Below are 13242 nucleotides of genomic sequence, written 5' to 3' on the forward strand. Positions count from 1 at the left end.
TTTATACACCTTCCTTCTTGATTCGAGTAATAAGCCAACGAACCAAATAACTAGAAGCAACGAAAAATATAATTAAGGCGATGACAATGTCTACGAGCTCTGTCGGGACCCCAGCTTGTGATTGCATATTCAACGAACCGATTTGTAAACCACCGAACAACGCTGAAGCTAAGGCAACACCGATTGCAGTGTTCGCTCCAAGAAGGGCGACCGCAATCCCATCAAAACCGACACCTGTAAATCCGGACATTATAGTCATATATTGATATGTGCCCAATCCTTCCATTGCACCACCAACCCCAGCAAAAGCTCCTGATATAACCATAGATAAAACAATATTTCCACCTACATTCATTCCTGCGTATCTAGAAGCATGCTCGTTTAAACCGACAGCTCGTAATTCAAAGCCAGTTGTCGTTTTCCAAAGAGTAAACCACATAATGATACATGCAATAATGGCAAGGATGAATCCATAATGTAATCTTGAAAAGTCTGTTAACGATTGCAGGAAAGGTGAGGCTAAAGAAGCTGAAGGCTTCACAATATCAGTCCTTTCCCCAGGCTGTAATAAAAACGTTCGGATTAAATAATTGACTACATGTAGAGCAATATAGTTCATCATAATCGTAACGATAACTTCATGAACATGTAATTTTGCTTTTAGGAGGCCAGGGATAAAGCCCCATAACGCTCCAGCGAAGGCTCCGGCTCCGATAGCTAGAGGGAGGTGAAGAAAACTAGGGAGATCAAATGTAATCCCAACAAAAACAGACGCAAGCCATCCGACGATTAATTGGCCTTCTACACCGATATTGAATAATCCCGTTCGATAGGCAAAGGCAACAGCTAATCCAGCCAAAACTAAAGGAATCATTGTCCGAATCGTTTCTCCAATAAAATACGTATCTCCGACTACTCCAACGAAAAGGGCGGTATAACCTCGTACTGGATTATAGCCACTTAATAACATGATAATAGCTCCGATCGTTAAAGCGATTAGAACTGCTAAAAGAGGGAAAATGATATGGTCCATTTTTTCTCGCAATGATGGCTTCACTTGTTATCACCAACCTTTTCCGTTGAACCTCCAGCCATTAACAGACCGAGTTCATTTTCGTTCGTATCTTTTGCATCAACGATCGCGACAATTTGACCTTCGTAAATAACCGCAATTCTGTCACTAACATGCAACACTTCATCCAGTTCGAGAGAGATTAGTAAGACGGCTTTTCCACTGTCTCGTTCTTTTATTAAACGACGATGGATCGCTTCAATAGCACCTACGTCCAAACCCCGTGTAGGTTGAGCTGCGATTAATAAGTCTGGCGAGCGATCGACTTCCCTTGCAATGATTGCTTTTTGTTGGTTTCCACCTGATAGTGCGCGCGCTAATGTATACTCACTAGGGGTACGAACATCATAATCGTCAATCAGCTTTCTCGCTTTCTCATAAATGGCCCGATAATTAAGCACACCTGATTTAGAGAAAGGCGGTTGATCATAAGTTTGTAACACCATGTTCTCACCAATCGTAAAGTTAAGGACAAGACCATGTTTATGGCGGTCTTGCGGGATATGACCAACCCCAGTCCGAGTTACTTGTCGAGGAGTAAAAGTAGAAATCTCTTTATCGTTTAATTTTATTTCTCCACTTTCTTTTGTAGCTAGCCCTGTTATCGCTTCAATTAGTTCAGTTTGCCCGTTTCCTTCGACACCGGCAATGCCAACAATTTCACCTGCTTTTACTTCTAGCTCAAGCTGTTTAAGCGCGGGGACCCCACGAGAGTCCTTAACAACAAGATTCTTAATCGAAAGGACAGGATGTGTTGGTTTCGCTTGTTCTTTTTCTACAGTGAAGTTCACTTCGCGTCCAACCATCATTGCAGCAAGCTCATGTGGTGATGATGATGCAACATCAACGGTTCCGATTCCTTTTCCACGACGAATGACTGTACATCGGTGACAAACTTCCATGATTTCTTTTAATTTATGTGTGATTAAAATAATTGATTTTCCTTCTGCTACGAGCTTTTTCATAATTTGCATAAGTTCTTTAATTTCTTGAGGAGTTAACACAGCGGTTGGTTCATCAAAAATTAAAATATCAGCGCCGCGATATAGTGTTTTTAATATTTCAACCCGCTGCTGCATCCCAACAGATATACGCTCCACTTTTTCATATGGATTAACAGCAAGACCATATTGTTTAGAAATTCGTTCGACTTCGTTGGCAGCTTCTTTTATATTAATTTTTCCATAGGTTGTTGGCTCTTTCCCAAGAATGATATTTTCAGCAACAGTGAATTTATCGATTAACATAAAATGTTGATGGACCATTCCGATTCCTAATTGGTTTGCGATATTTGGGTCGGTTATGTTCACTTTTTTTCCCTTGACAAAAATTTCACCTTTTTCAGGCTGATATAGACCGAATAAGACATTCATTAAAGTTGATTTACCAGCTCCATTTTCTCCAAGTAAGGCATGGATTTCACCTTTTTTCAGTTGCAGGGTAATGTTATCATTTGCGACGATACCAGGGAATTCTTTTCGAATGTGGCGCATCTCAATGACATAGTCCACGCCAATTCACCTCCTATTGGAAAACACGAACGATAAAAAAGGGGACTGTCACCACGATGGTGACAGTGACCTTTATAGATTTTCAATAAATTCTGCGTATTCTTCATCGGTTTGAGGAACTTCAATGTCACCGGCTTGAATTTGTTCGATATATTCGTTAACCCGTTCTTGAGCTTCATCACTAACATTCTCAGTGTTTTCGGCAATTCCAACTGCATCATCTTCTAACCCAAACTCAAGAATTTCACCACCTGGGTAATTTCCTTCCATAGTTTGTTGGTTTACAGAATAAAGAGCATTGTCTACACGTTTAATCATTGATGTCAGTGTGACATTTTCAGGAAGTCCTTCTTCATGTTGGTCACGGTCAACACCGATAGCCCAAACATTTTCATTGTTTCTTTTTCTGTTCTTTGCTTCTGTAAATAGCCCTTTCCCTGTTCCGCCAGATGCATGATATATAATATCTGCACCTTGAGTGTACATGGCATTCGCGATTTGCTGGCCAGTAGATTCGTCGTTAAAAGACTCCGCATATTGTACGATCACATCGGCATCAGGGTTTGCTGTCTTCACTCCGGCTTTAAAGCCATTTTCAAACTTTTTAATTAATGCACCTTCTACACCACCAAGAAATCCAACTTGGTTTGTTTCTGTTGTAAGACCTGCGATAACCCCAACAAGAAATGAACCTTCATGTTCTTTAAATGTGATGTTAGCGACATTATCTAGAAGTTCTCCATCATCGCCTTCAACAACCATATCAACGATTGCTAGCTGTGCTTCAGGGCGTTGTTGTGCAACTGTTTTCACATCATTTCCCATTAAGAAACCAATGGCCCATACAAGATCATAATCTTCACGAACGAGTGAATTTAAATTTGGTGCATAGTCTGCTTCAGAGGAAGATTGCAAATATTTATAATCTGTTCCTTCTTCTAACCCAAACTCTTCACCAAAACGAGTCATTCCTTCCCAAGCCGATTGATTAAACGATTTGTCATCAATTCCACCAACATCAGTAACCATAGCGACTGTAAAATCTTCTGCATCTCCAGTCGCTTCTTCTTGTTGCTGTTCCTCTTCAGTATCTTCTGGTGCTGTTGGTTCTGGCTGTGTACCACCGCCTCCACCTGTTCCACATCCTGTTATTACAAAAGCAATAATAAGGAAGAGGCAAAGTAAAAAATTGTTCATTTTCATAATGAAACCCCCTTGTTAATTTTAATTTTCATGAATACGTTTAATATTTGAGTAAAAATCAAAAATCATACACAAGAAGATAAAATGTGTAAAACAAAGGAAATGAATTGAAAAAACAAAATAAGCTATCCCACTTTTTGTGGAATAGCTCGTCGGTCAAAAAAGTCACTTCGTTATCCAAATCACATTTGCTTTTGAATCCCAATGTGTCCCAGCCATTGTCGTTTCACGCAATGTCCGTAAAGATACAAAAACATTTGAATCTAGGATTTCAGGCTGGTTTGTCAATGTCCGATTACGTTGGTTTACCGTCGCTTGTTTTTGATTTACTCTCATAGAAACAGTGTCGGTTCGATTTGTAATCGTCAATCGATTTGTTGATTTGTTCCAACTATATTTATAACCTATTTGTTCAGATGCCTGCTTTATTGGGACATAAATCGTCTTGTTTCTTCTGATTGGCTCACGGCTTAATGTCGCAACTTTACCATTAACAATAAGTGTTGTTTTTCTATCTTTTGATGAAATCGTTTCGTTAATAGTAATGAGACTCGTATGAATGAACCCTCTTATCTTTCCAGCCCGAATTCGGTAAAACTCACCTTGTCGTCCGGTAATTTGTACTGTATCATTCCTTCTCGCTTTCCCAATGATAGAGGATGATGTTGATGCGTTTTTTCGAATATTCGCCACTGCTACATTAATTTTCCCTGTAATTTGTGTTCCAACAATTGCCACTGCTTGTTCTTGTTTCGGAGGCGAAGCAACAGGTTGTACAGGGACAGGGGCAATGATTGGATTTGTTGGTACTGTGACTACAGGTGTTGGTTCTTGTTCTGGTGGAGTTGTTGTTCTTTGTAGTGCTTGTTCTATTGTTGCTATTCTGTTCTGTGAGCCCGCTTTTGCTTCAATCGTAAAGGTATAATTCCCATTTGGAATGTTTGTTACAGTCCAATATTGAGCTCGATCACCCGCAGATCTCGTCATATCTCGAATAAGGGTAGCAATTGTTCTTTTCGTAGAGTCTTGAATAGATATCGTCATTTGTGCATCTTGGTTTAAACGATACCGAATAATCATTTGCTCTGTATTTGGATTGAAATCCACTTGAACATTCGTGATTTCAAGAGGGAGTACTTCTGGAACAGTTACTGTTTCCTCTATTGATTGTACAGGTGGATGATTACCCATTACAGGTTGGTTATATTGAAGTTTTGGTGTCAGAACTGTATGTGGATAATAAAACCCTAAAATTTGAACGTACGAATGTCCCGCATCTGCACGGTTTTTTGCGCCGTATTGACTTAAGCCAACACCATGTCCCCATCCTCTCCCACGAACAGTGATGCGATTGTTTTGGTCTGTAACTTCATCAATAAGATAGCTTCGAATGTGATTAATGCCTATCATAGCTCGAATTCGTTGCGCAGACGTATTTGTGAAATGGACAGTATGGAGTTTCATTGTTCCGTCCGAATTTTTTGAAAATTCTCTAGTTCCTCGGTCTCTTAGGAAGAAATCGACTTTTATAGCTCCGTTTCGAACACGTCCTCCAGTCCCAGGATTTGTTAAGTGGAGGAAAGGGATTGAAACAAGCTTTATATCTTGATTTGAATAGCCATTGGTCAGAAGCCATGTTTTAATATTTGCAGGAATCGTTGTATCGACTTCTCTTGTAGAATCCCACCACAGTTCAGGTTTCATAACATCTAAGTTGGAAATATCAATTTGTGTTTTGGCCAATGTAAAGTTCCACGGGTCAATGGAATCAAAGGAATCTTGTTGTATCGGAAAATAAGGTAAGCTTGTCCCGTTCCAAACATTGGCGTTTGACTCTGTCATCCCACCATTACTAGAAGAATAAACAGCATCTATAAGAGCATTGTTAAACGTAAGTGTTTGTCCCGTTGTATCAACAACTGCTTTTGTACTATTTGGGTGCCACGCATACCCGCCATACACTTGAAATGAAATCGTATCATCAATAATTGACCGTTGGTGTTTGCGGGCATATGTTCTCGCCGCAACCGCTTGTGCTTTTAATGCTTCTAGATGCCAAGAAGCAGGCATTTCTGCTGGGACAACACCTTTTACATAGTCTTCGAGTGGAATCGTGTTCATTGGGCGAATAAATGCATTTTCAATTTGAAATTCTATTGTTCCTAGGTATGGTCGATTGTTAATTCGGATGAGATGAGCTTCATTATATTGGGCTGGAACAAATGAAATTCTTTCTCCTCGGAAGACTTGATGTGTCCCATCAAATAAACCGAGTTCATTGTTAACAATTCGCATTTGATACGTCTTTCCCGAGGGAATGAAAAATGTTTCGTTTAACGTATAGTTTCCGTTAAACGCGACCGTTAATTGAGTTGTATTTTTTACATAGTTTACGAGTTTAACCCTCATCAAAGGTTGTTCAACAGAAGCGTGCGCAGAAGGCAAAGGAATAGAGCAACAAAATAATAGTAGGACTGCGAAAAAAATGATGTTATTTTTCATCGATTATCCCTCTCAAACTAGTAAATTTTTATTTTAATCATAATTGATAAAGGAAACAATTGATACTAGGGGTTTACTGGAATATGAGAGGAGGTGTGCATTAAGGGGATTTTTCCTTTTTATGGAATGGGTAATTTAAGGGAAACGGACGTATTCTATAGATGACTAATTAAAGAAAGTAGGGATATGATATGTCTTTAGAATGGTTTGATCGTGTATGTTCTGAATTGCAAGATAGTATGGAATCGATTTGCGAACAATATGATGAAGTAGGGCAAATACAAATTGACCGTGCCTCAAAGCATCCGAAAATTGAGTGTTATATTGAACTTGATGATGGTGAACGTGATTATTTTTGTTCATTATTATTTGACCCTCATAACGAAGAATTTTATATCGTTGAATATGATTTAGAAACAGAACATACTGCACGAATCATTCTTGATGATATAGATGATATTATCGAAGTTGTTCATGAAACATTCCATGATGCAATCGATGCTTATGAATTAGTGGACGAAGAAATAGTTGAAAGTGATGAATATGAAGAAGAAGGCGTATATGTCGATAGTGAAGAGTTGGAAGAAGGGGTGTTTGAAGAAGTCATCATTGATGTTGATTGGACAACACCTGAAGTTCTTGCTTATTCTTATTTAGACGAAGTAGAGGTCGCTTATCGATTCGGAATTGTCCAAGAAACTGGTGATGGTGTCCTTCGTCGAGTAAATCGAATTGTGACAGAGGATGACACCGTCATTGAGGATGAATCTGACTTTGTTTTTAGTAAAGAAGAAGCAGGGACGATTATAGAATTAATCGAAGGCCATATGGATGAAATGGACGGATTTGACCACGAATAGTGGTCATTTTTGTTTCAAAAAAGTCGGACTTAGGGGTTGGAAAAGTGAATATTTATGATTTAAGTCAAAATCATGAAAATGCTAAAATCGAAAAAATGAAATTCACGAAAAATTTTCGTTCAGCAACAGCTGAAGAATGGTATGTATTTTTGCCTTCCTATCAAGAACCGAAACACGGAGGAGCTGCAATAAAAGTCATCATTCATTATGAGTTGCAAGGAAATAGAGATATCTTTATCAATACGACTGTTATCATTGATGATCAGAACTTATGGAAAGAAAACATGTATTCTTTCGTTTATGCCATTACGGATGAAATTGTAAATCGGTTAGTTGGCTATGCAGATACACTCGTGTCAGTCCATGCGGGAGACAATTCTTATCAAGTGGAGTTTAAAAAATAATAAATTGCTCTTTTCGGATTAAATGCTTACTATAAAAGTAGAATTCGTTAAAGGAGTAATGGAAAAAATGACTAAAATTGAAAACAGTAATGAGAAGTTAAAGGAAAGCTTTGTGGGGGAAAAATATGAGTGGTATGCAACGAAATGGCAAAAGGACCTATCGTGGAACTGGGCTGCTTTTTTCTTATCGGTATGTTGGCTTGGATACCGGAAAATGTATAAAGTGATGTTTCTCCTTTTTGCTTTTTTTGTTTCATTTGATATCATCATGAGAATCGTTTGGCCATATTACCCACCCGTTATTGACAATTTAATCGGAGGGATGGTCGCTTTGTTTTTTGGAATCAAAGGGAACTCACTTTATAAGAAAAAAGTAGAACAGACCGTTGAACATAGTCAATCTATCCCTGAACAAAGCCGTGAAGCAACAGTAATAAAAGCAGGGGGAACTTCTACTGCAGGCGTGTTTTTAGCGCTTGGTCTAGTAGTTTTATATATGATTTTTGTTATTGTACTATATTGGAATATTACCGTGTAAAAAAACGAGGAGGGACACAATGAAAAAATGGGCTTTCGTATCTGATTTTGACGGTACAATATCAAAAGAGGATTTTTATTGGCTTGTTATAAAAAAATACTTTGAAGAAGGTCATGACCTTTTTAAAAAGTGGAAAGCAGAAGAGTTGCTTGATATTGAATTTCTACAAACGGTCTTTTCATCCATTCATCAAGAAGAAGCAACAATAATTGAAGATATTGTTAGCTTACAAATTGATGAAGCTGTGCCTCGATTTATCCGAGATGTTCAGCGAAGTGGTGGCGATTTTTATATATTAAGTGCAGGAACAGATTATTATATTAAGCATATTCTTTCACACTACGGGATAGAAAATGTCGATGTTATTTCAAATAAAGGTTATTTTCACGAAAAAAATATCCATCTCACATTAAATGAGAATGACCCTACATATTCAAAGAGATATGGGATTGATAAAGCAAAAGTTATCCAACAAATGAAAAATGAATATGAAACGATTTATTTTTTTGGAGACAGTGAGCCAGACTCCCATCCAGCTGTTAATGCTGATGTGACATTTGCTAAAGCGGCTCTTATATCGATATTAAAAGAAAAAGAGGTTCCGTTTGTACCTGTCAATGATTTTAATGAGGTCCGAGAATATCTCCGTTTACATAATCTGCTCTAAACAGGTATAGAAAAAAAGCTGTGGAGATAAATCAACAGCTTTTTTTCGTTGTTTAGGAAACGATAAAATATTCGACCTGTGTATAACATAAATCTACTATATTTTTAGAATGAATGAGGGGTTTGGGGTACTATGAGACAAGCAAATTTGTTGTTTATGGTAAGGAAGCGGCCACGAAAACCGTTATCTGTGAACATTGCTAGCGTTTTGGAACGTTGGAGGACACAGGAGCAGTTAATCATAATATATCGTTACGAATAGCGTTGCTTTTGCGTGAATAAGCGCTCCTGTGGCCGCTAAAAAACCGAAACCCGTATGATGTTCACAAATAACGGCTGCTCTGACCGCGAAAATGAGATATGTTATTCATTTTTACTTTTCATATATTTTCGTTAACCATTCTATTATACTTAAATGCTCTTGGAATCGTAACTGTTCAACATTACATTGACCAATGACAGCACCATTTTTAATCGCGATAACTTCATCTAATAGTAATTCTACTTCTTTAATCTCGTGTGTTGTAATGATAACCGTTTGTTCTTCTAAATTGATATAAGAAATTAAACCTTTGACGATGGAATCTCGTACCATCGGATCGAGTCCTGATAAAGGCTCATCTAGTAAGATAACAGGGACTTCTCGTGCTAGGGTTAAGACAATTTTTAATCTTCCACGGTTTCCTTTTGATAAGTGTTTTAACTTTGCTTGTTTATCTAACTTCATAAAGGAGAGGATTTCTTCGGCTTTTTTTGTGTTGAAATCCGAAAACTGGCTTGCATAAAATTCGATTGTTTGGCCAACGGTATAAAAACTATAATACTCATCAAGTTCAGATAAGTACGCAACTTGAGAAGAAATTTTGCGGTCGACATTTGATTCATTAACGACGACAGTTCCACTTGTTGGCTTCACTAAGCCGGAAATGAGTTTTAATGTGGTGGACTTACCACTGCCGTTTTCCCCAATTAAACCGATAATTTTCCCTTTTGATAAGTGTAAATTTATATTGGAAAGAGCTGTTTTCGTCATATATCGTTTCGTTACATTTGAAATTGTTATCATTGTGTTCCACCTTCTTCCTTTCGTAAAAAAGTGTGAAGACCATCTTGTATTTCTTCATTTGAATACCCCATTTCATGCATTCCTTTGACAAATGATGAAATTTCCGCTTTTTTTAACTCTTCTCTTATTTCCGCTAAAATCGCTTTGTTTTCTGTCACAAATGTTCCTTGGCCACGCTTTGTTTCCACAATTTTCATCCCCTCTAACTCCCGATATGTTCGTTGAACTGTGTTTGGATTTACATTTGATTGAGTCCCCATCTCTCTTACAGAAGGAAGCTTGTCACCAGGCTTTAATTCCCCACGAATAATTTTCCGGTTAATTCGGTCGGCTAGTTGGCTATAAATGGGCATTGATGAGTGAAAAGTATCTGTCATTGTCTACACCTCTACTTTATGGTCTAGCATCCAGCACGCTCCAAAAAAGATAGCGAGAGTAAATATAGTTTCAAAAAAATACGTTCCTATAAATATAGATGTATCTTCTGCGCCGACATGAACTGAACTTCCTTCTGGTGTAGCTAATATTGAAATGTCAGTTAAAAGTGGAAGAGGTATTTCCCCCCAAGATGTTATTGAATCGTAAATAGTTACCGTAAACCAACCATATAATCCGGCTGAAACCGCTACAAGTATGAGGGTCAGTAAAAAACTAATAAACGAATGAAAATATTTTGATAGGACGAGATAAATGACGAAAAACAAAAGTAAACACACACCTACTTGAATGGAAAGCAAAAAGATGTGTAGGATGATAAAACTAATGACTGAATAAATCGTTGACATGGTAAGTAGAGAATCAAGCTGTGAAAAATGAAGACTGACTAAAAGAACCGTTGTCGTTAGTAGTAATGTTGGGAGATGAGAAACTAATCCTGCACTAATTTTAGCTAATACTAACGATACTCCTGACATTGGATTGTGCAACCATAAATGAAGCTTCTTTCGTTCGGTTAATAAACTATAAAATAAATAATACGCTAAATAGAAAACTTGAGTACCGGTTGCTAAAAGGCTAAGGCCGATTAATGTTTCAATCCCAAAACCATAACGACTGCCAATAAATACAGCAATGCTAGAAATGATAATAAAAACAAGAATCGGCATAATAAACGCGGGTAAACCAAGTCTCCATTCTTTTTTTGCTAAGTGTAACCATGCATACATTGTAATTCCCTCCTAAATTGTATTGTAGTATTAGTGTATTAATTGAATAGTACACTCATACAATTGATGTGTCAACGGTGATTTGTAAAAATTTACACACCATTTTTTTATTGGCTGATAATGAAGTGGTAATTACTTCCCGCTTTTATAAAAAGGAACTCAGTGCTGAAAGAAAATGTAGCATAAAATGAAATATTATAATGATCTTTCTTTATGAGTTGGGCATAAGTGGAGTCCCGACTTTTTTTCATTTCATACAATGGAGACTATAAGTTTGTTATTTTAATAATGAAATGAAAAATATTTTCCGGGTAAGCGCAAAGTATGAGTTTTTTCACTGGAAATCGACAACAGAAAATAAATGAAAAATCTTGAAAAAAAGAATAGACAAATGATGGTGGATTTCTTATACTGATTAAAACTAAGAATTCACATTAGTTTACTATGGATTAAGGAAGTTGGGGAGTAGTATGACAATTGAGATTGGTATTGTGTTGTTTGTTGTTGTCGTCATGATTATTTGCTTAATTAAAGAAGTCACAAGACCGGACTTTATTGTTTTTTGTGCGTTAGCCGTTTTATTACTCCTTGGTGTATTGTCACCTGCTGATGCGTTAAAAGGATTTTCGAATGAAGGGATGATAACGGTTGCCTTATTATTTATTGTAGCTGGGGCCGTTCAACAAAGTGGGATTTTAACACAAGTAGTTTTAAGAACATTGGGAAAAGGAAAAAAACCAAAAACAGCATTGTTACGAATGATGATCCCAGTTTCAGGATTGTCAGCGTTTCTAAATAATACGCCCATTGTCGTCATGTTTACTCCAGTGGTTCGCAAGTGGTGCCAAGAACATAATATCGCGCCATCAAAATTTTTAATACCGTTATCTTATGCCACGATATTTGGAGGTACAGTAACATTAATTGGGACATCAACTAACCTTTTAGCACATGGACTAATGATTGAAAGTGGCATGTCAGGCTATTCGATGTTTACCCTTGCGATTGTGGGAATTCCGGCTGCAATGGTCGGAACATTGTATATGAGTACAATTGGCTTTCGATTACTCCCAAACCGAAAAACATCAGAAGAAACCTTTCAAGAAAATACAAAAGAATACTTGTCTGAGCTCGTTGTTGAAACTGATGCTCCGATGATAGGAAAAACAATAGAACAAGCGGGTTTACGCAATTTATCAGGCTTATACTTAATTGAAATTATTCGAAAAGAGGGCGACCGAATTGCCCCAATAACATCTCAACATAAAATTCGCGAAGGAGACCGACTTTTATTTACAGGATTAATTTCAACGATAGTTGAACTTCAAAACATAAAAGGTCTTCGTGTACAAACAAGCTCACAAATAAGACTTGATGATTTGCAAAACGGAACACAAAGTTTATTTGAAGTTGTTGTCTCACATCAGTCTTCTTTAACGAATCGCTCGATTAAAGAAACAAAATTTAGAGAAAAATTTGGTGGTGGAGTCATTGCTGTTCATCGAAATGATGAACGGATTAACAGCAAAGTTGGAGATATTGTGTTGCAACCAGGAGATACGTTGCTCGTTCTTGCAAGTCAAGATTTCGTAAGTCGGTGGTCAAATTCAAAAGCCTTTTACTTGATGAACTCTGTTAAAGAGCAAGCAGTGATTGATCCGAAAAAATCAATGATTGCCATTGTGACGCTTATTGTGATGGTGTTGTTAGCGACATTTGAACTGTTATCGATGCTAAAAGCAGCAACATTAGCAGTGTTGGTCCTCTTTTTAACGAAAACAGTGTCGTTTGAGTCTGTTAAAAAATATGTTCATTTTAATGTATTATTACTAATTGCTAGTGCAATCGGTATTGGTGTTGCGCTAGAACAAACTGGAGCAGCAGCTTTGTTAGCAGAAAATTTAATTTTAATAACAAAAGGGCTCGGGATCATTGGTGTCATAGCAGTAATGTATTTAATTACAACGATATTTACAGAAATCATTACGAATAATGCGGCTGTCGTTCTCATGTTTCCGATTGCTTTTGCAACGGCTTCGCAAATGGGCATTGATCCTTTATCTCTACTTATTCCGATTACAATAGCAGCTTCTGCTAGTTTTGCTACCCCTATCGGTTATCAAACGAATTTAATTGTATATGGTCCTGGAGGCTATCGATTTAATGACTATTTAAAAGTGGGGATTCCGTTAAATATATTATATATGGTTGTTACTGTTCTAATTTCCTATTTCGTTTGGTTATAATATAAAAA

The 13242-nt window shown here is 37.3% G+C and carries 12 protein-coding genes; 5 read left to right on the plus strand and 7 right to left on the minus strand.

Annotated elements, in window-relative coordinates:
• Position 1: 1 nt before the first annotated feature.
• The 4 genes from T323_RS0104650 to T323_RS27795 form a co-directional block, all read right to left on the minus strand.
• Positions 2-1033 carry an ABC transporter permease gene (locus T323_RS0104650; RefSeq protein WP_035177764.1) on the minus strand — a complete coding sequence of 344 codons (1032 nt, stop codon included), beginning with the start codon at positions 1031-1033 and terminating at the stop codon, positions 2-4.
• 20 nt (positions 1034-1053) lie between these two features.
• Positions 1054-2583, minus strand: a complete 1530-nt coding sequence (locus T323_RS0104655) for an ABC transporter ATP-binding protein (RefSeq protein WP_026672225.1) — start codon at positions 2581-2583, stop codon at positions 1054-1056.
• 72 nt (positions 2584-2655) lie between these two features.
• Positions 2656-3786 carry a BMP family lipoprotein gene (locus T323_RS25990; protein ID WP_084309106.1) on the minus strand — a complete coding sequence of 377 codons (1131 nt, stop codon included), beginning with the start codon at positions 3784-3786 and terminating at the stop codon, positions 2656-2658.
• A 165-nt stretch (positions 3787-3951) separates the two neighbouring features.
• Entirely contained in the window at positions 3952-6288 is a 2337-nt protein-coding gene (locus T323_RS27795) for a SpoIID/LytB domain-containing protein (RefSeq protein ID WP_051556368.1), read from the minus strand.
• 191 nt (positions 6289-6479) lie between these two features.
• Between T323_RS27795 and T323_RS0104670 the strand changes: the two genes are divergently transcribed.
• The 4 genes from T323_RS0104670 (at position 6480) to T323_RS0104685 (ending at position 8757) form a co-directional block, all read left to right on the plus strand.
• On the plus strand, positions 6480-7148 hold the full coding sequence (locus T323_RS0104670) for a hypothetical protein (protein ID WP_026672226.1): 669 nt from the start codon (positions 6480-6482) through the stop codon (positions 7146-7148).
• A gap of 95 nt (positions 7149-7243) precedes the next feature.
• Positions 7244-7552: a hypothetical protein gene (locus tag T323_RS0104675; protein WP_245613688.1), complete on the plus strand. Its 309-nt coding sequence runs from the start codon at positions 7244-7246 to the stop codon at positions 7550-7552.
• Positions 7553-7619: 67 nt separating this feature from the next.
• Positions 7620-8090 (plus strand): DUF2628 domain-containing protein, encoded by a 471-nt coding sequence (locus T323_RS0104680; RefSeq protein ID WP_026672228.1) that lies wholly within the window; start codon positions 7620-7622, stop codon positions 8088-8090.
• A 19-nt stretch (positions 8091-8109) separates the two neighbouring features.
• Positions 8110-8757: an MtnX-like HAD-IB family phosphatase gene (locus tag T323_RS0104685; RefSeq protein ID WP_026672229.1), complete on the plus strand. Its 648-nt coding sequence runs from the start codon at positions 8110-8112 to the stop codon at positions 8755-8757.
• A 372-nt stretch (positions 8758-9129) separates the two neighbouring features.
• Here the strand turns inward: T323_RS0104685 and T323_RS0104690 are convergent, their stop codons facing one another.
• The 3 genes from T323_RS0104690 to T323_RS0104700 are packed head-to-tail and all read right to left on the minus strand — an operon-like array spanning position 9130 to position 10988.
• A complete protein-coding gene (locus T323_RS0104690; protein ID WP_026672230.1) occupies positions 9130-9822 on the minus strand; it encodes an ABC transporter ATP-binding protein in 693 nt (230 codons plus the stop codon).
• Positions 9819-10199: a GntR family transcriptional regulator gene (locus T323_RS0104695; RefSeq protein ID WP_026672231.1), complete on the minus strand. Its 381-nt coding sequence runs from the start codon at positions 10197-10199 to the stop codon at positions 9819-9821. Before T323_RS0104695 ends, T323_RS0104690 begins: the two co-directional genes overlap by 4 nt.
• Positions 10200-10202: 3 nt before the next feature.
• On the minus strand, positions 10203-10988 hold the full coding sequence (locus T323_RS0104700; protein ID WP_026672232.1) for a hypothetical protein: 786 nt from the start codon (positions 10986-10988) through the stop codon (positions 10203-10205).
• Positions 10989-11458: 470 nt separating this feature from the next.
• On the opposite strand from T323_RS0104700, the gene T323_RS0104705 reads away from it, so the two are divergent.
• On the plus strand, positions 11459-13234 hold the full coding sequence (locus T323_RS0104705) for an SLC13 family permease (RefSeq protein ID WP_026672233.1): 1776 nt from the start codon (positions 11459-11461) through the stop codon (positions 13232-13234).
• Positions 13235-13242 lie beyond the last annotated feature (8 nt).

Source organism: Alkalihalobacillus bogoriensis ATCC BAA-922 (assembly GCF_000621445.1).
Lineage (GTDB): Bacteria > Bacillota > Bacilli > Bacillales > Bacillaceae_F > Bacillus_AO > Bacillus_AO bogoriense.

Coding starts and splice junctions, on each gene's coding strand:
- T323_RS0104650 (WP_035177764.1), bottom strand. CDS start 1,033: ATGGACCATATCATTTTCCCTCTTTTAGCAGTTCTAATCGCTTTAACG.
- T323_RS25990 (WP_084309106.1), bottom strand. CDS start 3,786: ATGAAAATGAACAATTTTTTACTTTGCCTCTTCCTTATTATTGCTTTT.
- T323_RS27795 (WP_051556368.1), bottom strand. CDS start 6,288: ATGAAAAATAACATCATTTTTTTCGCAGTCCTACTATTATTTTGTTGC.
- T323_RS0104670 (WP_026672226.1), top strand. CDS start 6,480: ATGTCTTTAGAATGGTTTGATCGTGTATGTTCTGAATTGCAAGATAGT.
- T323_RS0104675 (WP_245613688.1), top strand. CDS start 7,244: ATGAAATTCACGAAAAATTTTCGTTCAGCAACAGCTGAAGAATGGTAT.
- T323_RS0104680 (WP_026672228.1), top strand. CDS start 7,620: ATGACTAAAATTGAAAACAGTAATGAGAAGTTAAAGGAAAGCTTTGTG.
- T323_RS0104685 (WP_026672229.1), top strand. CDS start 8,110: ATGAAAAAATGGGCTTTCGTATCTGATTTTGACGGTACAATATCAAAA.
- T323_RS0104690 (WP_026672230.1), bottom strand. CDS start 9,822: ATGATAACAATTTCAAATGTAACGAAACGATATATGACGAAAACAGCT.
- T323_RS0104695 (WP_026672231.1), bottom strand. CDS start 10,199: ATGACAGATACTTTTCACTCATCAATGCCCATTTATAGCCAACTAGCC.
- T323_RS0104700 (WP_026672232.1), bottom strand. CDS start 10,988: ATGTATGCATGGTTACACTTAGCAAAAAAAGAATGGAGACTTGGTTTA.
- T323_RS0104705 (WP_026672233.1), top strand. CDS start 11,459: ATGACAATTGAGATTGGTATTGTGTTGTTTGTTGTTGTCGTCATGATT.